General features: G+C 39.9%; 12 protein-coding genes. 5 read left to right on the top strand and 7 right to left on the bottom strand.

Annotation, left to right across the window (positions count from 1 at the left end):
• Nucleotides 1–478: 478 nt before the first annotated feature.
• Entirely contained in the window at nucleotides 479–1126 is a 648-nt protein-coding gene (locus AC1DCV_RS26770; RefSeq protein WP_477026054.1) for a hypothetical protein, read from the bottom strand.
• A 432-nt stretch (nucleotides 1127–1558) separates the two neighbouring features.
• On the opposite strand from AC1DCV_RS26770, the gene AC1DCV_RS26775 reads away from it, so the two are divergent.
• Both AC1DCV_RS26775 and AC1DCV_RS26780 read left to right on the top strand, forming a co-directional pair.
• A complete protein-coding gene (locus AC1DCV_RS26775; protein ID WP_477026055.1) occupies nucleotides 1559–2569 on the top strand; it encodes a zinc-binding alcohol dehydrogenase family protein in 1011 nt (336 codons plus the stop codon).
• 33 nt (nucleotides 2570–2602) lie between these two features.
• A complete protein-coding gene (locus tag AC1DCV_RS26780; RefSeq protein ID WP_477026056.1) occupies nucleotides 2603–5389 on the top strand; it encodes a family 78 glycoside hydrolase catalytic domain in 2787 nt (928 codons plus the stop codon).
• Nucleotides 5390–5776: 387 nt separating this feature from the next.
• Here AC1DCV_RS26780 and AC1DCV_RS26785 read toward each other — a convergent pair whose 3' ends face one another.
• Entirely contained in the window at nucleotides 5777–5914 is a 138-nt protein-coding gene (locus AC1DCV_RS26785; protein ID WP_477026057.1) for a hypothetical protein, read from the bottom strand.
• A gap of 35 nt (nucleotides 5915–5949) precedes the next feature.
• On the opposite strand from AC1DCV_RS26785, the gene AC1DCV_RS26790 reads away from it, so the two are divergent.
• Nucleotides 5950–8739 (top strand): SIR2 family protein, encoded by a 2790-nt coding sequence (locus AC1DCV_RS26790; protein ID WP_477026058.1) that lies wholly within the window; start codon nucleotides 5950–5952, stop codon nucleotides 8737–8739.
• Between the two features lie 17 nt (nucleotides 8740–8756).
• Here AC1DCV_RS26790 and AC1DCV_RS26795 read toward each other — a convergent pair whose 3' ends face one another.
• The 5 genes from AC1DCV_RS26795 to AC1DCV_RS26815 all read right to left on the bottom strand — a co-directional run bounded on the left by AC1DCV_RS26795 (nucleotide 8757) and on the right by AC1DCV_RS26815 (nucleotide 18732).
• Nucleotides 8757–9575 (bottom strand): SDR family oxidoreductase, encoded by an 819-nt coding sequence (locus AC1DCV_RS26795; RefSeq protein WP_477026059.1) that lies wholly within the window; start codon nucleotides 9573–9575, stop codon nucleotides 8757–8759.
• Between the two features lie 164 nt (nucleotides 9576–9739).
• Nucleotides 9740–10750, bottom strand: coding sequence for a hypothetical protein (locus tag AC1DCV_RS26800; protein WP_477026060.1), 1011 nt, complete (start codon nucleotides 10748–10750; stop codon nucleotides 9740–9742).
• A 378-nt stretch (nucleotides 10751–11128) separates the two neighbouring features.
• Entirely contained in the window at nucleotides 11129–13831 is a 2703-nt protein-coding gene (locus AC1DCV_RS26805) for a glycoside hydrolase family 2 protein (RefSeq protein WP_477026061.1), read from the bottom strand.
• Nucleotides 13832–13905: 74 nt separating this feature from the next.
• Nucleotides 13906–15342 (bottom strand): RagB/SusD family nutrient uptake outer membrane protein, encoded by a 1437-nt coding sequence (locus tag AC1DCV_RS26810; RefSeq protein WP_477026062.1) that lies wholly within the window; start codon nucleotides 15340–15342, stop codon nucleotides 13906–13908.
• Between the two features lie 30 nt (nucleotides 15343–15372).
• Nucleotides 15373–18732: a SusC/RagA family TonB-linked outer membrane protein gene (locus tag AC1DCV_RS26815; RefSeq protein ID WP_477026063.1), complete on the bottom strand. Its 3360-nt coding sequence runs from the start codon at nucleotides 18730–18732 to the stop codon at nucleotides 15373–15375.
• Between the two features lie 366 nt (nucleotides 18733–19098).
• Here AC1DCV_RS26815 and AC1DCV_RS26820 point away from each other — a divergent pair, with 366 nt between their 5' ends.
• Nucleotides 19099–21861: an alpha/beta hydrolase family protein gene (locus AC1DCV_RS26820; protein ID WP_477026064.1), complete on the top strand. Its 2763-nt coding sequence runs from the start codon at nucleotides 19099–19101 to the stop codon at nucleotides 21859–21861.
• A 742-nt stretch (nucleotides 21862–22603) separates the two neighbouring features.
• Nucleotides 22604–25216, top strand: a complete 2613-nt coding sequence (locus AC1DCV_RS26825) for an alpha/beta hydrolase family protein (RefSeq protein ID WP_477026065.1) — start codon at nucleotides 22604–22606, stop codon at nucleotides 25214–25216.
• The last annotated feature ends 4 nt before the right edge of the window (nucleotides 25217–25220 follow it).

The raw sequence follows: 25220 nt of genomic DNA on the forward strand, positions 1-25220 counted from the left end.
CCGTCCTTACCTAAAAGCGTATCTCCGTTCTTCAAACGGCTGGCCGCTTGCTTCTTGAAGGTTTCGAAATCAAAGTTTTGCCTTTCCATATTGTTTTATCAGTTTAAAGTTAAAAAACTTTTTACTGACACACTTTATGTAATAGTCTCCTAATTTTCCTGGTTTTACCAGGAAAATTTGAGTTTTTCCGACTCTATCTCAAAAACTGCATAAACATATAAATCGAGGCTTTAAAAGGGCTTCGATTTTTAATTTTAATTAATACACCGTTTTATGCAATCAGAAGATTTCTTATCTGATGAGTTTTTAAAACTAAGACAGGTCAGCAGCCTAATGACTTTCTGAGGCAGACCTATAAAAGAATCCCGATTTTTTGCGTCCACGAACTTCTTGAAATAGTCCTACTTAGCTATACAAAAGCCTCTGTATTATCTAGCTATTACAGGTTAGTCGCAGGCTTTGCTGCACATAACTCTATTTAAGATTCTGGCATGTCGGCTTCAAAACTTTTTGTTAGAATTTCCATTTCTATCCAGTGAACCGTTAGATCAATTAGCTTTTTTAAATCCTCTAGGTTTTTTCCTTCCCATTTTCTTATATAATGTGTTTCATCATTCCCTAACCAAACAGCTCTTTTTGATACTGATTTTATTCTACTGTCATCTACATACTCTGTTATGCATGGCCCCAATAATTTTCTCTCAATTTTTTCTCTATCTTCTGGATTATTAAGGATAGCATAGTCTTTAATTAGAAATTCCAGTGCTTTTCTATAGCCAACACCGCAGATCTCCATTAAATTTTGTTGTTCTGCCGCATAGGCTTGATTGTAAATAATTACGAAAGAATAGGATATTGATTGAATAGACTCGTTAAAAGCTTGGTCTACCAACCTTCCTTGTGTTGTTTGGCCATTGAATCTATAGTAATTTTGACCAAATTGATTATAATAGCCAATGAAACTCATATTGCATTGGGGGTTAGGACAAATATTGAGTACTTCCATTGTCCTATTATTTACATGGCCATACAGAAACGTAGGAGTGATCGTTTTATGACAGTATGGACATTTATCAGGATTTCCTTCTAATCTTGCACGGCCCAAATCTGAATTAATTTCTGGCATTTGAAATGGATTTTTTGATTAAGAATTTCAAATAATGTATTTACTTAACAGCTAGTATGCCTGGTCGGATTATTATAAGGGTTGCATTTTAAGTGATTTTCAAAGTTAGTTTTAATATGCGCAATGTATCTGCGCACTTAAATTTATTTTCTTAAACCTGCAAGATATTTCGACTGTATTATAATCGTTTTTTCGTTCCTCTGCATCGCGGTAACCTGTATTCTAGTATTAATGCAACATTTAATAAAATATTTAAAAACCAACGATAGTTGCCACGAACCATTTCCCCACAATACCCCCTTTGCCAATATCCCCCACCTCTTAGCCAATATCCCCTACAAACATCTCCTCAGAAACCATTTTCTTTGCCTCTTCATCCTGCCAGCGAAAATATCCTGGCAGTTCCAAAGAATTTTGTATAAATTAATTGTATTGAAAACACTCATCTGCACTATTCCCGGCAATTTTGAATACGGCTTAGGCGCTATGCCCCAGCTGCAGCCGGGCTATGCCATTATTAAAATAAAGAAGATAGGGATCTGCGGCACCGACCTGCACGCCTTTGAGGGTACACAGCCCTATTTTACCTATCCAAGGATCCTGGGGCATGAATTGGCCGGAGAAATAGTCGCCGTGGATGAGGTGCCGGGATTTGAAACCGGCGATATCGTCACGGTGATTCCTTACGAAAACTGCGGTACCTGTATTGCCTGTAGGGCTGGAAAGCCTAACTGCTGTGAGCAAATAGCGGTGCTGGGTGTGCATAAAGACGGTGGCATGGTGGAGTACCTGGCTGTACCGGGTCGTTTGCTGGTGCAGGGGGAAGGACTCACTCCCGAGCAGCTGGCACTGGTAGAACCGCTGTCGGTGAGTGCACATGGCATCCGCAGGGCAGGGGTGGAGAACGGCGAATATGTGCTGGTGATGGGAGCAGGGCCGATAGGACTGGCTGCCATGGAATTTGCCCGTATTGCCGGGGCACAGGTAATCGCCATCGATATCCACGAAAAACGACTACAGTTTGCGAATACGGCGCTGGGGATCCCACATGTGCTGAATGCTAATGGGGACGTGGCCGCGCTGATAAAGGACATTACCGGGGGCGACATGCCCACCGTAGTCATAGATGCCACCGGTAACCAGAAAGCCATCAACAATGGCATTCATTACCTGGCGCATGGAGGCAGGTATGTGCTGATAGGGCTGCAGAAAGAACTGCTCATGTTCTCTCATCCGGAATTTCATAAAAGGGAAACTACCCTGATGAGCAGCCGTAATGCTACCCGGACCGATTTTGAACAAGTGATCCGTTGTATAAAAGAGGGACTGGTACGACCGGAAACCTATATCACGCACCGTATTAAATTCGGGGAAGTGAAAACCGCGTTCCGCTCTTTACTGGACCCACATAATGAAGTGATCAAGGCTATAGTGGACATGTAACCCTTTTCGCCCAATCATCTGAAAAATCAGTGTATGATGAAGTCCCCGTTGTTACTGTTGTTGCTATTGTTCAGTTCCGCCACACTGGCCCAAAAAGTTCGGGTACAAAGACTGTTGTGTAACGGACAGGGTAATAACCCCCTCGGTATGGATGCTGCCAAACCTGTATTCAACTGGCAGTTGACCACCAGCAAACCCCATATTCATCAAACGGCCTACCGCATTTTGGTGTCAGATGATTCCGCTAAGCTGGCACACGACAAAGGCAACATCTGGGACTCGAAGAAAGTCATGTCGGATGAATCTATCCAGGTACCATATGCCGGCAAAACGCTGAAGTCAGCCACCATGTATTATTGGAAAGTAATGGCATGGAACAACGGGATTCCGTCCGACTGGAGTCGGCCGTCCTACTGGCAAACCGGGTTATATACACCCGGCGACTGGAAAAATGCACAATGGATAGGGTATGAAGTACTGCCGGACAGTCAGCGGATAGTGCCTGCCATTACGGATGACAGCAACGAAAAATACCGGCACCGCAACGATATACTGCCGCTGCTGAGAAAGGAATTTAGGATCAGCAAACCGCTGGCCAGGGCCACTGTTTTTATTTCCGGTCTGGGTCAGTTTGATCTTCATCTCAATGGAAATAAAGTAAATGGTTTTCTCGACCCCGGCTGGACAAAATATGACGAGCATGCACTGTATGTTACTTTTGACGTAACGAGATACCTGCAAAACGGGGCTAATGCCCTGGGCGTGATGCTGGGTAATGGCTTCTTTTATATACCCGGTGAAAGATACCGTAAACTCACCGGTGCTTTTGGTTATCCACAACTGATATGCCGCCTGTACCTGCAATACCGGGATGGCACTACCGATAATATTGTCAGCGATCCCACCTGGAAAGCAGCTCCGGGCCCGGTTACCTTTTCCAGTATTTATGGGGGAGAAGATTATAATGCGCTGCTGGAACAAGCAGGTTGGGATAAACCGGGGTTTCCCGATGAGGCATGGCGTAATGCGGTGCCGGTACACAGCTCGCCTCAACTACATGCACAAACAAACGGGATGAGCAGGTATGATCCGATTTTCCCGGTGAAAATTACCCAGCCTAAGCCAGGCGTGTGGTTGTATGATATGGGACAAAATGCATCTGCCATTCCTCATCTCACCGTAAAAGGCAATGCACATGCCGTGGTTAAATTAATACCTTCGGAACTGCTGACTCCCGATGGGCTGGCGGACCAGTCGCCGGTAGGCAGCCCTGTGTATTTTAATTACACCCTCAAAGGTGATAGCGTAGAAAATTGGGAGCCCAGGTTCATGTATTATGGCTTTCGTTATGTGCAGGTATACGGGGCGGTGCCTAAGGGACAAGCGAATCCCGGTCATCTGCCGGAAATTGACCTGGTGTATAGTATTCATACGCGTAATAACGCCCCGCATAGAGGTGATTTCCATTGCTCCAATGAGTTATTCAATAAAACGTTTACCCTCATCGACTGGGCTATCCGCAGCAATATGAGCAGCGTGCTGACGGATTGTCCGCATCGTGAAAAGCTGGGTTGGCTGGAACAGGCGCATTTAGTCGGCAGCTCTATCCGCTATAACTATGACGTTGCTACGCTATGCCGTAAGGTAGTGCAGGATATGATTCATGCACAAACTCCAGAGGGCCTTATCCCGGACATCGCACCAGAGTACGTACAGTTTGAGGGCGGCTTCCGCGACTCGCCGGAATGGGGCAGCAATGGCGTGATACTGCCCTGGTATATGTACCAGTGGTATGGTGATAAAAGTGTGTTGGAGGAGAGTTATGAGATGATGACCCGTTACGTGGCTTATCTCGAAAAAAAATCTGATCATCATATCCTCCGGCATGGGCTGGGCGACTGGTACGACATTGGACCTAAATTCCCCGGTGAATCCCAGCTTACGCCCAAAGGAATTACGGCTACGGCTATGTACTATTATGACCTCAGTATCCTAACGAAAGTAGCGGGTGTTTTAGGGAGAAAAGAGGAGACGCACAAATACCAGGCGTTAGCGGATGCGGTAAAAGGCGCTTATAATACCACCTTCTTTAACGATAGCACCAAACAATACGGGAGTGGCAGTCAGGCAGCCAATGCCATGTCGGTATACATGGAGCTGGTAGATCCCCGCGATAAAGCTGCTGTAGTAGAAAATATTATCGAAGATATCCGTCAACATAATAATGGCATCACTGCCGGTGATATTGGCTACCGTTATCTTCTGCGGGTGCTGGATGAGGAAGGACGTTCTGATGTGATCTATGATATGAACAGTCGTTCTGATGTTCCCGGCTATGGACTGCAACTGGCTAAGGGAGCTACTGCCCTCACAGAATCCTGGCAGGCCTATCACAATGCATCCAACAATCATTTTATGCTGGGGCACCTGATGGAATGGTTTTATACCGGTTTGGCCGGTATCAGGCCCGCACCAGGCAGTGTGGCTTTCCGCGATATCGTGATCCGTCCGGAGCCGGTGGGAGATGTAACTGCTGTTGATGCCAATTATGAATCACCCTATGGTTTCATTTTTTTAAAATGGAAAAAAGAAGAGGGGGATTTCTCCATGAATGTAGTAATACCTGGTAATACCCATGCTACTATTTATGTGCCGGCATTGTCTACTTCTGATGTAACGATGAACGGGCAGCGGCTCACGGAGGGTTATAAAGATGGGCATTACGTAATTGCAACCGATTCCGGAGAATATGCTTTCGTTGTTACCAATACACCACCTGTCAACAGTTCTGCAGGTAGCTATGCCGGTAATATTAAATAGTTAGGTATCCATAGTATATGTTGCTACAGTTAAATTCTCCATACATAATTTTTCCTATTCAAAAATCTGGTTTTTGGCGATTTTTAAAATGAACAAGAATGAATGAAAGAAAAACGGACTGAATAGAACTGAATAAATGTTTTATTCGGACTCTTAGTATATTTGAATGGGTTAACAATCCTCCCTCAACGGAGGGTGACAAACAATGTACGAAGGCAGCTGCCCTTTCCAGGGTGGCTATTTTTTGCAAGACAGTATATCTGGGCAGTTGCCTGGAATTGGTTCAATAAGAAAGCCGTTCTTTTCAGAGCGGCTTATTTGTTCGCCATCCATCTATATTTAGAAAAAATTATTTTTCTTATAGTACCCTTGTGCTATTTCTGTGTATTATTCCTTGAAATGAATGCTATTCTTAGCATGAATATGAACGAGGTCAGGATTTTGCGTATATCCTGCCACGCATAGCAGGCCAACTGTTAACGGGTAAGGTAACATCTGCTCACAATAATATTCACGTAGCATCATAACGATAGCGGTTAACACCAATTTAAAACAATCTTATGGCAGGGTTACTAAGGACGATCATCGAAAAAAGAGCTATTCTCCTTTGTGGGGCGGGCGTAGCCAAAGCTACCAGCCAGCATAAATATGCTGACTGGAACGGGCTCATTGAAAACGGCATTTATACCTGTAAGGACCATTCATTTGGAGCATTGAAAGATGACTGGGTAACCGGGAAATTACGGGATATAAGAGAAGGAGATGTGATTGATAAGATCAGCGTGGCTTCTCAGATCACAGCAAGGATGCGGAAAACAGGTACTGATACCTTTAACATCTGGGTGCGGAATATTTTCAGTAAGTTACTAGTGGTGGATCCTGCGTTAAATCAAGCTTTGGGCGCACTTGGTTTGGCTATCCTTACTACTAATTATGATACATTAATTGAACAGGTATTGAAGCGCGATATTGCTACCTGGAAAAATCCTGAGTTATGTGCCAAAGTATTGAAATCTAAGAGTGATGCGATTCTTCACTTGCATGGCTGCTGGAAGGATCCACAGTCGCTGGTATTTGATTTTAATTCTTATGGACAGATCGTAGCAAATGATTTTATACAGACGCTACTGAGGTGCATAGAATTCAACCATTCCGTTATTTTTGTAGGGATGGGAGAGGGCCTTAATGATCCCAATTTTCATGGCTTTCTTAGCTGGGCAAAGGACTCGTTTATTAATTCACAAACAGAGCATTACCTGTTGGTTAGAGAGGGGGAAGTCCCCACAGGACTACCAGATAGTATCAGGATAGTTGTTTATGGTAAAACGCACGCAGATCTCCCTTTATTCCTGGAGCAACTTCGTAAGGATGCAGCATCTTCTTCAGGTGGGGGAAAACCTCCGGTTAGCATTACATTAAATGACCACGCGATGCCATCACCAGTAATGACAATTGCGCAGCCGGTAGTGCTACGGGAAGTGCAGACCGAAGAGGCACAGACTATTATAGAAGATCCCAGTGGGAACAAAGCCAGTAAAATTCTTCGGGACACCGCAAGGCCGAACCTCGGCGAAATGCAAGATATTATTGTATTGTGTGTGTTGCAAAAGATGGACAAGGAATTGCTAACCCCTTACTGGAAGGAGCAGCTAACAGATAAGCTTATTTATCTGGGGCAGGACGGTGATTTCTTTACAAATGGTGTTTTAAATAAAGAGGTATGGAGGAGTTATAGACAATATTGTAGAAATCATCCCGATTTGACGCATGGTGTAGTGTCAAAATTTGAAAAAATTATTGAGACGCATTTGTCAGGTCTCTATTTTAGATCTCCCATGTATTATGAGTGGTGTAACTATTATCTAAATATCAGAAGTTGGAAAATTGGAAGTGCTGTATTGCCGGAATTACTGAAAGGCTGGTTGATGGGGTGGTTGGCAGGTAAAGATTTTGGTGCGGTCATAGAATTGGCCAGCGAACTTTCCGGCGCAAATGGCGATGAAGAGGAAATCAGGGCATTCTTACTGGATAAAGCACGGGTGAACCCAGCTCCCCCGAAATTGGAATATGAAGACCTCCAACTCCTGGAAAGACAGTCTTTAAACACCTGGGCACCTATTGAGAAAGGATACCTATACATCACCATCGCATACAACTATGCCATGAATGAGGAATATAGTGTCGCGCTTTATTATTTCGATCTCGCTTTTCCGCTGTTGAACGGTGACCCGCCCCAGGTAGCGATATTTGGAAAAGCATACCTGGATGCAGTGGCCACTGTATTTATCCCCCCCATAAAAGAATCGCAAATAAATAATTGTGTGCAGTGGCTGCGAACATTTAAGCTTACTGGTTCCAGAGGGTATAAGATCGCCAGGACCTTTTATATGGCGGGCAATTATAGTATGGCAGTAAGCTTATGGGAAGACCGGCTGGTAAAAAGCCCCGGCGATGTAACGACACGTTCGTTTCTTATTAAGACCCTTTCTTTACACCTGGGCAAACATACAGAAGCAATTACTGTTTTTAATAATGCCCCGGAAACTGTTAAACAGCGTGGTTTCCTCTGTTTAGAGGTCGCTCCTGCTTATCTTGCATTAGAACAATATATACAAGTAGAAAGCTTATATAAGCAGGCACTTAGTTGTAATCATGTTAACAGACTTGTTGTCCATATTTTGCTGGGAAGATTATATTTCACCGCGCTAAATGATTTAGGTGCCGCCAGAACGCATTTCACGGCAGCGCTAAAGGAAACGGGAGCTCGTTCCGAGATATTGGAAGCCAATAGGTGGTATCTGAGTTTGCTCATCGAAGAAGGTAAAATAGAGGAGGCGATTTCATTTGCATCCGGTATTGAAGACGTGATAGATAATACCTGTGAATGGGCAGGTGTAGACTGTTTGAATAGTATTGCCAGGGATCTTTACAGGCTTAATTACAAACTGGATCTGGCCGAGTCATTAATTCATACTGCTATTGAATTGAAAGGCACTAGTGTTAATACTTACCAAATGCTAACGCCCATTTTGGTGCGCAGAGGAAACTGCGCCGCAGCTTCCAGGTATCTGAGCTTTTGGTTGGCCTTTAGCAATGATAACACCATCGAACTCAATTGGAATCACTACAGCAAGATGTTCCAGGACCTTATTAGCCAAAATGAACAGGATTTGGCAGAGGTGTGGTTTCAATACAAAACAAGCCTTATATGGCTTATGATTAGATGGGCCATCAGGAAAAGTAGTGGCAAAGCGCAAACAATAGTGCTAGCTCCTGCTCAGCTCATCATTGCAGAAAGAGTATACCTGCAATTAACAGGTAAAGAGGCTCCGGACAAATTTCCTTCTTAAAAGCTGTGATTAAGTTGTTACGACAAGAATAAGTMCTTCTGTAATTTACCTCCAGGCACCACCGCATACTTATCAAAATCAGTAACACCGGCAGCCTTCAATACCTCTTCATCTATGAACGTGTGTCCTGTATAAGACGCAGGCTGCGCTAAAATATATTCTACTGCATCTGCGATGATATCCGGGGTACGGCTCCGGTTAATCAGTGCGTCCCCACCGAGCAGATTTTTCACCGCCGCTGTAGCAATGGTGGTAGCCGGCCATAAGGCATTGGAGGCGATCTTATATTGCGCCAACTCTTCTGCCCAGCCCATAGCCAGCATGCTCATATTATACTTGCTGATGGTATAGGCTACATGTGGACTAAACCATCTTGGGTCCATGTTGATGGGAGGCGATAAGGTGAGTATGTGTGGATTATTACCTTTTTTCAGATAAGGAATGCAATGTTGGGTTACCAGGAAGGTGCCGCGTACATTGATATCATACATCAGGTCGAAGCGTTTGGCAGGGGTTTGTTCTGTATTGGTGAGCTGAATAGCCGAGGCGTTGTTGATCACTACGTCGATGCCGCCAAACTTTTCTACTGCCTGCTGAACGGCTTGTGCGATCTGTGCTTCTTCCCGGATATCTACCTGCACCGCCAGGGCTTTGCCACCGGCTTCTTCTACTTCTTTGGCAGCAGAGTAAATGGTACCTCCCAGCCGCGGGTCTTCTTCCACGCTTTTGGCAGCAATGATGATATTGGCGCCTTTGCTGGCTAAACGTAATGCGATTGCCTTGCCTATGCCGCGGCTTGCGCCGGTAATTAAGATGGTACGTTGCTGAAAAGACATAACCCTTGCTTTTTACAGTGAGAAAAGAAAAGGAATTTAAGGATTCTTTTGCTGACTGCAAAAAGCAAGGGTTATTTTGAGGGGATAAAGAAAAAAATAGCGGGACTAGGAATAGCCCCGCGAGTCACCAACCTAAAAAATCAAAAGGGGTGATTAAGAAAACTTCATTGGGCATTACGAACTGCGATGAAGGAACAATCAAAATATGATTCGAATAGATTAATAAATTTGGTGGTGTCTTTCATAGCGATGGACTTAGCAATTTGCCGCGGGGTTGATTTGGTGCCTACCGTTAAGTAAAAGGCATGGATCATTTTACGCTGCAGGTCAAAGGCCTCCAGGGTAATCTGATAGGTATTTTCAAAAGCCGTTCTCAGCTCCTGTGCATTCACATCGAGATGATAGGCAATTTTCGCCAGGTTAAATTCCTCTTCCACGTTTTCTATCATATACTCCACCGTTTCTTTCAGGGCATACTCCATTTCGTCAGAATAATAGATATTGGGGAGATGGGCTATTTTGTCCTGGTTGGCGAAATTGATAAACAGGTCGAGACAGCATCTGTACAGGAATTTCTCTGCCGGCATCTCGATATACTTACATTCATTGATTGCCTTAATAAGATAATTACATACCAGGTTGATTTTATAAGGCCTGTCCTGCAATGCACCGCTACCTGGCATCAGTTCCTTTTTAGCCAGTTGTGCCAGCTCCGGATGCTTTTCGCCTAACGCAGCCAGGTCCTGTGGTAATACATTAATATGGAAGCTGAACATTTCATCACCTCTTTTCATTGGGGCTTCATGAAACAGCGAATTTAATTTAAAGAGGTTTACTTCTTTGCCATTCAGCGGATAAGTACCATTTTGAGCTATTTCTGCTTTGGTACCGCCATGCGCCATGAAATGAAGTACTACGATTTCTCTGCAGGTGACCGGTAATAAGTTGATAGCTTCCATCGCAAAGATTTCGTGCATCCAGAGCGAAAATACCCCTAACCGGATACACTGACAAACCATGTCGAAGTCGTAATCATGGGTATAGAAAACTTTTGCTGCTGGAATAATCAGGTGTTGGTACTCTTCCGGAATCATTTCCACAGGCGTGAAATTCGTGTCATCCGTTTCAATTTTCAAGATCTTTTCGGGGAGGTTAGTTTTCTTTGGCTTAGCCATAAAACAATGAAATTTTAATGTTAATTGTATTTTGTTTTCCGGAGCCTGCTGATAGGGTGATTGACAGTTTGCTACCCGTTAAATAGGTTCACATAGGACAGTAACAAACTATTTCAATCGGCTGTCAGTATTGTATCATTAATTGTGTCTTTTAACGGTTACTTAGGATATACTAATAATACACGACCAAAATTCCCATCGTACTATAGTAATTAAACTTTTTTTTAGAGAATTTATGGGCAGCAGGGTGAAATAGGATCATATTTTAAGTTTTATTATCAGTTTGAAAAAATAGGTCACCAACAAGACTATTAGCGACGTTTTCATAGAGTGCACATGGGGCGTAAACCATCCGCCCACATGTACCGCGTAATGCGTTTAGTTATTTGTAGGCCAGGTCGGCTGGCCGGATTTCATTTTTTGGAGGGTTTCAGCGTAAACTTTTTCGTTTGGTGCACCCTTCTTCATTTGTAATGCTTTTTCTTCCCATTTGACCGCTTCTCCGGATTGATTTAGTCTATGAAGTAAATTAGCATATGTGTCGTAAGCTTCAGGATTATTTTGATCCCATGTCACGAGTGCATACTTCATTACTTGTGCAGCAAATTCCAATACTTTGGGATCATCTACATGTTCAAATAAGAGCCAGGTCAAGTTGTTTATATTATAAAGAGGATGGCTTAATGCTTTTTCAAAATACAAGACATAATATTTACCGTAGTTTTTCCAATCTTTTGGATCTGGCCCAAACCCACAGTAAATCATACGACTTCCAAAGCCATATTCTTCTCCTACCTCACCGAACTTGTTTTTTAATCGTAGTAAAATAGCGTCCCAGTCAGGGGCAGTTTTTAATGTATAGAGTGGAGTAATTTCTTCTGCATCGATTATTTTAGTTACTATCCTCATAGCGCTACCTGCTCCCATTATTTCATCTACTTTTTCAGGATTTTTCAGGAATAGTTCAAATCCCTTATCTCGAGTCGTAAGGGTTATTTTTGACAGGAATCTTAAATTTTCTTTTGAGAAGGGAGCATTTAAGATTTTAATATAGTCGTTACCAAAAATAGTTGTTTTATTTTGATCTTTTTTTCGAATCGAGATGAGTATCAACCTTCTTAAAAATAAGGAATCACGCCTGCCAGCATTATATTCATTGACTAGTTCATCATAACGGTTGTCGTTATCATTTAAATCCATATCAGCGGCAATGGAAAAATTTGAATCTAATGTAAATCCGCTTGATTGAGTTACCAATTCTTGGTTAATTTTTCTTAGATCATGTACGGGTATTTTAATGATGGCACGGTCATAAGTAAGTAAACCATTCTCCTCTCCTTCTACATCAAATGGTTGCGTATAAATAGATGCACTCAATCCTGCTTTTTCAAGCTCCTTTAATTCCTGCAACATATGAACATATTTTGCTTTTAAATCAGCAGGTGTTACTTGTATGTACCCCCAGCCCTGCATATCATCCCATTCATGTCCAGGTACCGGTACTCCCACTCCTCCAAATTCACCCAGTACTCTTGCCTGGTTGGGTTTTGAAGGGGCCATTCTGGGCTCAGGATAGGAATGGACATCTGACATGTCACTAGAGACCCATGGGTTGTCAGATGGTTCGCGTAATTGATTGTCAACATACAGTAACTCACCAGAATGACCATCGACTATTCTACTAGGGTCGCTCTTTTTAACCCATTCTGTTAATCTTTGTTGGTCATAGGCTCCCCATCGCTCATTAAAGAGTACCCAAGTGATGATACTAGGGTGATTATACAACTGCTCCATTGTTTCTTGTGCTTCTTTTTCAAAAGCAGATTTAGATCCTACCCTGAGATCCTGCTGAGGATTCACAAAGTCCTGCCAAACTAGTACCCCCACTTTATCAGCATGATAGTACCATCTTTCAGGTTCAATTTTTATATGTTTTCGGATGGTGTTAAATCCCAGTGATTTTATTGTTTTAATATCGAAAGCCAACGCTTCATCTGTAGGGGCTGTGTGTAAGCCCTCCGGCCAGAATCCTTGGTCCAGAATTCCTAAATTGTAGGTATATTTGTTATTTAGAAAAATGCGATCAGTTCCTTTCTCATCTTTTTGTATGTCTATTTTGCGCATACCAAAATAGCTTGTAACCTCATCAATCGTTTTGTTATTTTTCAATACTTTGATAGTAAGGTCGTATAGAAATGGATCATCAGGGGACCATAATCTGACATTAGGAATGTTTATAGGGAAGTTAATGGTGGATAATTTCCCATTTTCGGTGATCGTGTATATAGTTTTTTTACTGGTGTTTATCATTTTACCATTTGAGGATACAATGATTTCCAGTATCATATTATCTGTTTTACCAACCGTGCTTATAGCTAAATTCAGTAAGTGTTTATCTATATCGGGTGACGCTTTCAAGTGAGTGATATATGTAGCAGGTACTATTTCTAACCATACAGTTTGCCAGATACCGCTGGAAGGCGTGTAATATATATTAGCGGGATGTAATGCCTGTTTACCGTGAGGATTAGGTCCCTCGTCACTAGGATCATACACTTTTACTAATAACTCATTATTGCCAGGTTGTAGGAAATCTGTTACATCAAAAGAGAAGCTTTGATAACCTCCTGTATGTTCGCCTACTTGCTTCCCATTGACGTAAACAGTAGCTTTCCAATCAACAGCACCAAAATTTAAAAGTATGCGATCATTTGTTTTGATGGAAGGCCGGTGTATGCTTTTTTTATACCAAAGGTATTGATTTGGCATTAATGATTTTTGCACACCGGAAAGTGCGGATTCAATCGGGTAGGGAACCAATATTTTCCCATCAAACTGGATAGGAGTGATGATAGTCGAATCTGTAATACAATATTCCCATAACCCATTTAGATTGAGCCAGTTTTTTCGTTGTAATTGTGGTCTTGGATATTCTTTTAATGCATTCTCGGGTCCCACTTCTTTTGCCCATCTTGACTGTAAGGAGATTGGCGCCATTTGGTAGTTAGTTGCATTATTCTGAGCAAAACAATGAAAAATCATTAAGTTCGCTAACCCTATAAGAGCAGTTTTTTTACACATTAGATTGCTGTTTATTCAAAAAATGGTTTACAGTTGAATTATATTAATGCTGTTTTTATTGTAATAGTAACATTCTAGTAGCCAGTATTTTGAGTAAGATTTCCGTCATATAAAATGTCAAATGACGGAATGGGATATAATTGCCAATTAGCATCCCATKATCCTCCTTTTTTGCGGGTAACCTCTGTCATTACTGCATTGATTAGTTTCGTTCTTTTTAAATCCAGCCACCGGTGTCCCCATTCTGCGAATAACTCTACCTGTCCTTCATGATAGATGGCTTGTAATAAAGAAGTTTTTTCATTTAAGTCCAAAGCTTTCAATCCAGCCCTCTTTCTAATTTCATTTAAGTCAGATCTTGCTCCTGCAAAATTAATTTGTTGTGCTCTTGCTTCTGCGCGTATCAGAAATTGTTCCCCCAAACGTAACACGGTGTTGTATTCTGTTACAGGCTGGTTTAGCGTGGCTATTTTATACTTGTAAGCAAAGTAATAAATGATCCCTGAAGAGCTCGCAGTATCGACCCATATTTTCTTACGTTGATCATTGTACTCAAAACTGCTCATGATTTGTCTACTGAGATATACAGGAGTTGAGCCAGACAAGCCAGTTGCTGGGATTACATAAATTTTTGCATCTTCCGTATTGGAACCAGCATTAACAGGCTGCAGTTGCCAGATAGCTTCATTACTATTTCGTAAGAATACGTTATGTAAAGAGTCTAACGAATAGTTACCGGCATTGATAATCTCACTAGCCTGTATCTCAGCGTTTTTCCAATCGCTGGTATATAAATAGCTTCTTGCTAAAAGCGCAATTGCAGACCACTTAGTAGGTCTTACCCTTTCTGGTGTTTTATTAAGAATAGTGCCGTCAAGATAGTCGGAAGAAAGTAGCGACTTGGCATCGATTAAGTCTGTGATAATTTGTCGCCATACTAGTTCTATGGAAGTACGTGGCATAATTCGATTTTGGGAATAGTCCGTTCTCAATATCAGGGGAACATCGCCATACAGGTTAACCAGATAAAAATAGCAAAAGGCTCTGGTGAATTTGGCTTCTCCTAATAGCTGTGTTTTTACAGATGGGGTTAAGGAACTAGCACTACTGAGCCCTTCAATAGCTGCGTTTAAGATGTAAATCTTCTTGTAAATATCCCCCCAGAAATCTGAACCATTTGCGGTTAGTCTATTTTGATAATATGCTAGTAACCGATTGTCTGCATAGCCATCGTATAGTGTTAGCTCGTCTCCCGAAAGACCGGTGGTGAAACCTATAGATGTTAAGTCAGTGCTAACGAGATTACTGGCGCTAAGCTGTGTGTATATTCCTGTCAGTATAGCTGATGCAGTTTGATCGTTCGTGTATATATTTTTTGCATTGATACTGGTAGTAGGTGAGTTGACTTCCACCAATTTCTTACAACTACTAATGGTTATTATAAATGGATAGCATATAATAATTAAGCTAATTATAATTTGACTTTTTGTAAAGAATAGTATTGATCTCATGTTATTAATTTTACTTTTCTCAATTATTGATCACAATATAACCTGCGCACCTACGGATACTGTTCTTAATGGGGGGAGTGAAAAACTAGTGGTCTCGGGATCCATTCCCTTATAATTAGTAATTGTGAATAAGTTTTGGGCATTTACAAACAGTCGGACATTTTGAAGGTGTGCCGTTTTTTTCCAAGCTTCGGGAAGTTGCCATGAAATAGAAATGTTTTTTAATCTGATATAAGATGCGTCTACGATATAAGCATTGCTGTTCATCATATTTGATAAATTTGTATTGTCGCCAGTTGTGCTGAATAGTTGATGAGTAGCTTTGTCACCACTCTTTTTCCAACGATCCAAAACACTTGTTGATTGATTATTTAGTCCCCCGTTATAAGTACCTGGATATATTCCATTAAGACCATAAGAGAAATTATCGACGGCCATCTTTTTTGTAAACGATAGGAAAATGTCTAATGAGACTCCTTTGAAAGTGAAGCTATTTTGAAGACCCCCATAAAATTTTGGATCAAAATGGACTAAAACAGTTTTGTCAAGGGGATCTGACGGTGTATATGTCAGATTTCCTTTTGCGTCCCTGAATTGATATTGTCCGGTACTGTCATTGACTCCCACGTAATCAAAACGAGTCTGTAGTGAAAGGGGCCGTCCTATAAAAATGGAGTTGTTTTTATCCAGTCCTTTATATGAAAGTATCTGATTCTTTGGAATAGTTATATTAAAATTGGTAGACCAAGAAAAGTTTTTCTTTTTTATATTGATAGTTGAAAGGGTTAGTTCCCAACCTGTATTTTGAATTACTGCTGGAAAATTGGCAGTTATAAAACTAAAACCAGTTATTCCAGGTAGACTATTTCCCAATAGCTGGTTTGAAGATCGGTTTTGATTGTAATTTGCGGTGAATAGAATTCGGTCTTTTATAAATCCAAGATCTAATCCAATTTGTAATTTTTTAGTTTCTTCCCACTGTAAATATGGATTGGTTATCCGTGAAGGAGCAAGTCCTAGTATACCTTGGTAAGCGAGCCCTGTAACAGGAATAGAATTGTAGATATCCATAAATTGATAATCGGGGATTTGGTCATTACCAGTTGTACCATAACTGCCCCTCAACTTACCAAAGCTTACAATAGGTATACTTGATTGGAAAAATTGCTCTTGCGAAAAGATCCACGCTGCTCCAACTGCTCCGAAATTATGAAATTGACTTTCGGGCCCAAATCTGGAACTACCATCTCTTCTCGCCGAGAGATTAATGATATATTTATTCAGCCAGTTATAGGAGATTCTGCTATAAATGGCGTTGTATTTATATACAGAATTCAGGGTTGTCCCTGATACATTAGGAGCTGATCCTAAATCTTCCATCACTAATTCATTATTGAATCCGTATGCCAATAGGTTTTCCTGATCATTATTTTGCTGAGTGACAGTTGCTCCCATTAAGATCTCCAATTCTCCTTTGCTAATCTTTTGCCGAAACTGAGCCTGAGGCTCGACGATCCATGAGCTCGTGCGATTTGTCAGGAATTGTGATACATTGTAATAGTATTGCGTAAGTTCAGGGGGGTTAGCCGATTTAGGAAATCTCGTAGTTTCATTGGTTAGTAGACTATTATACCCAAAACTGCTTTTGATAATTAGTCCTGGCATTATCTCATAACTTAGAATGGCATTACTTACTAAATTACTGGTTTTGTTTTTACTTTTTAACTCATTTTTAATTAGAGGGTTTACAAAATAGGTAGTAGCGCCATTTTCGTTCGGTTGCCAATTGATCCTTCCGTCAGGAAGGTAGGGATCTGGTGCCACAGGAGACAGCTGTAGCGCCGCGGGGGTTAAGTCATTTAGAGGTAACTTATTATCATCAAACAGAAAGGAGGAAGTGAATTGAAGTCTGAATTTTTGATTGGGAGAATTACTATTTAAGTTTACATGTACAGAGGCTTTGGAATCCGAAAAGGGACCGGGAAATACCGTTGTTTCTTTGTGATAACCAACTCCGAATAAGAATTGGGTAGCCTGAGTTCCTCCTGAAATATTAAATTGCGCATCCGTATAATGTGCAGTGTTCCCAATCAATTTTTTCTGCCAGTCAATATTGCGTGTTGTATCCCAGGTTCCGTTCAGATCGTTGTCAGCCTCGGTTATTGGTACATTATCATTTTTTTTTCCTTCGTGTCTCATTTCAAGATATTCTTTGGTATTTAGTACATCTAGTTTTTTCTGAATGTGAGACCATCCGCCTTGAAATGTGACATTCACTTTAGTTAGACCTGGCTTTCCCTTTTTTGTAGTGATTAACACCGCTCCATTTGCAGCCCGAGAGCCATAAATGGCCGTGGCGTCTGCATCTTTTAGAACTTCAATGCTTTCAATATCTGCGGAGTTGATGTAGCTAAAGGGACTACCATTAATGCCTCCAACTCCAGAAGTGCCACCTATTGAATTGTTGGTAGACAATAATTGTGAAATGAAAGGGATGCCATCTACTACATAGAACGGATCGCTTCCACTGGTGTAACTATTGACGCCTTGTATACGGACAGTCACYCCCGCTCCGGGTAGACCGCTTGCTTGTTCGATAAATATGCCAGGCACGCGTCCCTGTAACGCCATCAGAGGATTGTTTACAGGTTGCTTTTCAATATCTATTGCTTTAAGGCTACCAACATTCCCTGTATTCAAACGTTTGGTGGTACTACCATAGGCAATAATTACCTTTTCATCTAGCAGATTAATACGTGAATCCAGTTGTACCAGGATGGTTTTATTTTCTGTCACTATATCTTTTGATTCAAATCCGATTGAACTAAAGACAACCACACTTCCCTTGTTTACATCAGATAAGCGAAATCCGCCTTCGGCATTTGAAATAGTTCCATGTTTGAGATCATTTTTTAGCTTTATTGAAGCTCCCGGTATTGGATTTCCGTCCTTGTCCACTATTTTGCCGGATAAATCAAATAAATTTGATATAGTATCAGATTTTATGAACGAGAATGGCATACTTATCGGCATGTATGATTTTTTCAAAATGAGAATATTATGGCCAGTTAATGTATACGACAAATGCTTCTTATCATCTAGCAAAAAGATCATTACCTCATTTATTTCAGTTTGGCGGAAGTTAACGCTTACCTTTTTCTTTGCACTAAATTCTGCTTCAGGTAAATTGGTGTGAATTGAAATCCCGGTTTGTTGTTTTATTTTTTTGAAAACTAGCTCCAACGATATGTTGTTACCAGATATGGAAACTTTTTGTGTTTGACAGTTAGATATACCTAGTACAGGACTTGAATAATAAATACAAATGAGCATTGCAGTTATTAAACGCCCCTTAAGATGATTGGAAACTCCTAACGCGGTGATATTCATATTTATAAACGTTTTAGCCAGGATATTTGATTGTTGTCTAGTTATCTATATAGATACACGCTGTTTGATAGATTCGTACTAATGTTTTTCAATTCTATTAAACATATTATTATTTTATAGATAGTAAGTATTGGTTTATAACCCCTCTAGTACCTTTGTCAATGAATATGAGTATACTGTGTATGTGGGTTTTTGAAATGACGTTTTTTTATTTTAATGAGTTCCTTAAAAAGTTGTACCTATTTTAAAAAAATAATTAAAGGAACTTTTTATTGACTGCAATGTGAGTTCATTGTCATTAATTAACTTATGATATTTTTATCGTTCAATCTTGTAACATTTACGAACTAGAATAAATATTTCATAATGAATAAAATTGTCCTTTTTATTTTTTTGACCATTTCATCAACAATTGAAAGTGCAAAAACCAATGCACAAACTATTATTCCTGATAAAAATGTTTTATCTACCCCTATAGAGAAGCAATTAATAGATACCTCTGTTTATAAGAGATGGACATGTGTTGAGGGAGCGCGGATAACCAATAATGGAGCATTTGCTTCATATATTATCAGGAATGATTCAATGAGAAATGATTTTACTGCGGTTTTAACTAGTGTTAATGGAAATTGGACAATGAGGTTGCCTAATATTTCAGATGTGGAATTCACTGGAGATAGTAGAATGGCGGTTGCGATGAATAGAGATACTTTATTTACTATCCGGTTAGGGGTTGGTTATGTTGATAAAATATCAAATGTTGATTTTTTTTACACAGCCGCTAATGGAAAGGGAGAATGGATTTGTTTTAAGTATAATTCGTCTGATAATCTTGTTGTATATAATGTTAGTTCTGGAGAGAAGAAAGTGTATCCGTCTGTTAAAAGCTCATATTTCAGCGGAGACGGCAAAAAAATAATAATTCGGAGGGAGGATGGTACGAATAATATTCAATCAATAGACTTTTTGGAGCTTGGAAGCGGAAAACTATTTAATGCTTGGAAAGGTAAGGGCTTACTTAATATGAAACTAAACTCTGCTGCGACCCAAGCGGTACTCTTACTTTTAGATAAGGATGGACGTGGTAAATCTATTTGGGCATATGAACGTGGGAAACCAGGATTGGATTTATTGGTGAATAACAAAATTTTAGGAGTTGATAGTTCTTGGGTATTGACTGATAACGTAGAAATTAGCGTTAGTGGAAAGTATATTTCTTTTTCTATTGAAAGAATGAAATCTGAGCCTGTTAATTTAGTAACTCAAAGTAGCACGGTGAATATTTGGAGCTATTTAGATGTAAAACTACAATCACTGCAATCAAAGACTGGAGAACAACCTCTTACATTTCCATTTGTAATCGATCGTGACAATCATCGTATTACGCAGTTGTGTAAGGAAAGGGAGTCGGTAATGAGTACGAGCCGAGACAATGACACATATGTTGTAGAGCGAGTGGATGACGACGCGGATGGCTTTGAATTATCCTGGAACTCATCTGCACAAAGGACGTATTATGTGAAATCCATAAGGAATAATACAAATGTATTGCTAAATATTAAGGAATTTCATATAGTTGATATTTCTCCTGAAGGAAAGTATGCTATATATTACGATAAGGGGAAGTCAAATTACTTTACTTATGAGATCGCATCCGGTATTTATCGAAATATTACATCGGGAATAAACGTTGCTTGGACTAGTATGTATGGTGAGGATTTTTCTCCCTATCAAAGAGGAATTTGCGGTTGGGGGAATAATGACGAGTGGGTATTAATTTATGATAAGTTCGATATTTGGAAGATAGACCCAAGAGGGAAGAAGAATCCTGTGAATATAACAAATGGCTATGGACTACGTAATGGGGTCGTTCTTGATCTTGCTCTTCCGGAAGCTTATGGTCGGATATTTTCTGAATTTGATACCCTTATTTTGAATGGTTTAAATGTACAGAATAAGCAAAACGGATTCTTTCAAAAGAGAATTAATAGTGATGAGGCTCCGGAGCTTTTGATAATGGGTAATTATATTTATCAATTGATTAATAATCCATATTTAATTGGACAAGGGGCGTATCCGTTAAAGGCAAAAAATGCAGCCATATTTATTGTTACAAGAATGAGTGCGAATGAATCACCTAATTATTTTTCAACCATAGATTTTAGGCATTTTACGCAATTGAGTTATGTATCTCCCGAAAAAGGATATAATTGGTACCGTACAGAGTTGCATACCTGGAGAAAAAAGGATGGTAAAATGGGGCAGGGTATACTTTATAAACCAGAGAATTTTGATTCTTCGAGAAGGTATCCTGTTATATTTCATTACTATGAAAAGAAATCATTTTCCCTGAATGAGTATTTGTCCCCGAAGAACATTGTCAATGGGTGTAATATTGACATACCAACATTTGTTAGTAATGATTACCTTGTTTTTACGCCGGATATTGACTATGTTGTTGGAGATCCAATGCAGGGTACATTTGATGCGGTGATATCAGCGGCTAACTATGTCTCTGAATTACCTTTTGTTAGAAGCGATAGGATGGGAATAGGAGGTTRCAGCTTTGGTGGGCTTCAGACTAATTACCTAATAACACATTCTGGTTTATTTGCAGCAGCTTATTCGGCTTCTTCCATTTGTGATTTGGTGAGTGCTTATGACGATGTGCCTGGAAGGGGGCGTAGTATGCAAGCATATTTTGAGATAGGGCAGGGCCGGATGGCAGTTCCGTTATGGGAAAATCCAGACGGATATATTAAAAATTCTCCAATTTTTCACGTTGATAAGGTAACTACTCCTTTGTTATTAATGCACACTACAAATGATGGTATCGCATCTTTTTCTCAGGCTTTGGAGATGTATACGGCGTTACGTAGATTAGGGAAAAAGGTATGGTTATTGGAATACACAGACGGTAACCATGGGATTGATGGAAAGTCAGCAGATGATTTTGCTATACGCCTGAGTCAATTTTTCTCCCATTATTTGATGAATACCTCGGCCCCTAAGTGGATGACTCGGGGAATTCCGGCAAGACTAAAAGGAATAGATAAAGGATATGATTTGGATCCCAATATAGTGACTCCAGGAAATGGATTATTAAAAGTGGATGTAGAGAAAAAATGATAAAGTTGGTGGAATTAGTTTATTTAGTCGCATTTAGCTGAATCTAATAGTTGAGAATAAATTGCTGAATGTGAATGATTTAAAGCAGCTGACTGGTCAGCTGCTTTCCTATGTGATGAGGATGATATTTGTTGTGACTCGACTTGTAAGTTTCAATAAAGCCATTAGTAGTTTTATTTTTATAAGCTTGGAACTACAGATATAACCGGACAAGTCATATCGAGTGGTATGGGGCTGGCTTTTATTGTTCTAACTCCTGCGGGGTTAGGGACGAGTGTGTATGTCGTTGTTCTGGAACAAATCGAGTGAGGAGCACCACCCTGTACTGTTGTTGTATCTAAATAGAATACATTTTCTCCCCTATTGGCTTTATATCCTAATGCTCCGCCGACAATAGCAAGCATTGCTAGGATAGTTAAAAGAGCTTTGCCTTTTMGCATAGATATTTTGCTTTTTAGTATCAAAAAGCTAAAATTTAGAGTGAACAAATATTTTTATTATAAAGAGCCAAGATGATCTCGCTAAAATTTATAGTGCTAACAGGTTCGTATTTAATGCACTGGTAAATGTATGCTCAAGTTGGACTATAAAGTGGTGATTTTAGATCGAAGGTAAATTATACTACTGTAATTGGATCACACCAACTTTTAAGTTAGTTATTGGAAGTGCAGTACACCTGCATTTATAATAGCTAACTTAAAATTATAACATTCAATACGAAAGGAAATAATGCATACTTTATATGAAATATAACATGTTATTATTGCTTGTGCTTTTATTTGTAAACGGTAGAACACAATCGATCACATACAGTAAAAGGGAGGGGGCTGTTGTTGTTTCAAAGCCGCCTCTGAATTTAGATAGCATAAAAGATTGGCCACAGGTTGCGTTATTAAAAGTAAGTAATAATGGAAAATACTGCGGTTACGTTATTGACCATAATCTAACAACAGCTACTAGATTGATTTTAATATCAACTGTGAAAAATTGGAAAGTTGAGTCAACTATTATTAGTCCTTACTCTTTTTCTGCTAATGCAGATAAAGCTGTTTGGATAAATTCAAATGATAGCCTTTGTATTGCTACCTTGGGAACATATACTATACAATATGTTCCCCATATTTTATCATTTAATGTTACCGGTGACTACTTAACTTATCAGCCAAAGTATACCAAGGATGAATTGGTCATAATTAATCTCAGGAAGAGGATAAGGAAAGAACACATTCCTGAGAAAGTAAGAATCGTCATTGGAAATCGGCAGCTACAATTACTTTTGAAAAAGAATAATGATAAAAATCAATTGATTTTAAGATCAGGAAAGAATGGATATAGAGAGAGAATTATTTGGGAAGGAGAGGCTATTAATAATATTATAAAAGATGATAAGGGAGGACAGATGGCATTTGTTTCCGGAAATATCTCGAATACGTTATTTTATTATAAATTGGGAATGAACTCAGTTGTGAATTTACATGTGCCAATTGACTCTGCTTATATCTTTGGTGGACTATCTCATTTTAGCAGCAATCATAAGTGTTTATTTTTGAATTTGATAGAGCGCAGTCCTATTATTTCACAAGAAGCATCTATTTTGAATGTTTGGAGCTATACAGATAGTAAACTTCAATCACAACAGTTAACCGAGCTGTCTCCTAGACAGTATACGGGTGCTATTCGTTTGTCAGATCATCATTTTTTTAGATTAGATAGTGGCAATGATTGGTTATTTTTCCCGACATTATTGGATAGCGTCGCTTTGATACGTCACCAAGAAGTCATAACACCGGTGGATGAAGTAAACTGGAACATCCATAGTGAGTTTTCATGGTATATTGTTTCCATGAAAGATGGTAGAAGAGTTAAATTAATCGATATCGGCAAAAATTGGATTGTACAATTATCGCCTTTAGGAAAATATGTAATTTACTATGATAGTAAGAAGAAGGACTATTTTATCTATGAAACAGAGAATGGAAATAAGCGATGTCTGACCAACGGGATTGAAGAGAATTGGGAGAAAAATAAAGACGACGATAGTTATGGAAAGTATATCGCTGCCTGGGGCATGGATGATGCATTTGTATTTGTAAATGGGAAGCGGGATATTTGGCAAATTGATCTTACACGATCGATTTCTCCTATTAACTTAACCAACGGATATGGAAATAAGCATAATATTATTTTTTCCTTATCGCTGGAGGAGTATGCTCGGAAGGGCATTTTCGCGAAGGAATCGATTTTATTGACTGCATTTAATTTGGACACAAAGACCAATGGATTTTACAGGAAATTTATTGGTAAAAAGGGGGATCCCGATTCATTGAGTATGGGCCCCTATGTGTACGATATAAAGGATAATCCGGATATTCCCCAAGATATCAATTATTCCCCCGTTAAAGCATCAAATGCTAAAAAATATGTCGTAAGAAGAATGAGTGCGAAAGAAGCCCCTAATTTTTTTTTAACGACCGATTTTAGATCCTTCAGACCATTAAGTAACGTACAGCCGCATCTCCCGTATAATTGGTATAATGCTGAGTTGCATGAGTGGAAATCACTTGATAACATTATGTTGCAAGGCATTTTGTATAAACCAGAGGATTTTGATAGTACAAAGAAGTATCCTGTTATTTTTTATTATTACGAAAAGCGAGCCGATGGGTTAAATGTATATTTGAAGCCAAACACTCTGGATAACGGCTGTGGCATTAATATCCCATATTATGTTAGTAATGGATACTTGGTGTTTTGCCCTGATATACGATATCCTTTTGGAGATCCAATGCAAGGGACATATGATGCCGTTATTTCAGCTGCCAATTATGTTGGAGGATTGTCTTACGTAGATTCAAAAAGAATGGGTGTGCAGGGCTGCAGCTGGGGAGCCATACAAACCAATTATATTATTACACATACCAGTTTGTTTGCGGCGGCTTGTTCCGCTTCCGGCATCGCTAATTGGGTGAGCGATTATGGAAATGTTGCAGGGACAGGTGAGAGCATGCAAGGTATGTTCGAGATCGGGCAGTTTCGGATGGGGGCTACACTTTGGGAGAAGCCGGAACTGTATATTAAAAATTCTCCAATATTTCAAGCTAAGGCAATAACCACCCCATTATTAGTGATGCATACAACCAAAGACATGATCTGTGATTTGTCTAATATAGAAGAGTTCTTCACAGCGCTATGTTTTTTACGGAAGAAGTCATGGATGTTATTATATAAAGGAAATCATGGATTGTATGGTCTGGATGCCGTGGATTTTAGTTTGCGAATGAAACAATTTTTCGATCATTATTTATTTGATTGTCCTGAGCCTAAATGGATGGCCACCTCTCATCTAGGCCCTTAAATGT

It is taken from the genome of Chitinophaga sp. 10T418 (genome assembly GCF_056394125.1).

Coding starts and splice junctions, on each gene's coding strand:
- AC1DCV_RS26770 (WP_477026054.1), bottom strand. CDS start 1,126: ATGCCAGAAATTAATTCAGATTTGGGCCGTGCAAGATTAGAAGGAAAT.
- AC1DCV_RS26780 (WP_477026056.1), top strand. CDS start 2,603: ATGATGAAGTCCCCGTTGTTACTGTTGTTGCTATTGTTCAGTTCCGCC.
- AC1DCV_RS26785 (WP_477026057.1), bottom strand. CDS start 5,914: ATGATGCTACGTGAATATTATTGTGAGCAGATGTTACCTTACCCGTTA.
- AC1DCV_RS26790 (WP_477026058.1), top strand. CDS start 5,950: ATGGCAGGGTTACTAAGGACGATCATCGAAAAAAGAGCTATTCTCCTT.
- AC1DCV_RS26800 (WP_477026060.1), bottom strand. CDS start 10,750: ATGGCTAAGCCAAAGAAAACTAACCTCCCCGAAAAGATCTTGAAAATT.
- AC1DCV_RS26805 (WP_477026061.1), bottom strand. CDS start 13,831: ATGTGTAAAAAAACTGCTCTTATAGGGTTAGCGAACTTAATGATTTTT.
- AC1DCV_RS26825 (WP_477026065.1), top strand. CDS start 22,604: ATGAAATATAACATGTTATTATTGCTTGTGCTTTTATTTGTAAACGGT.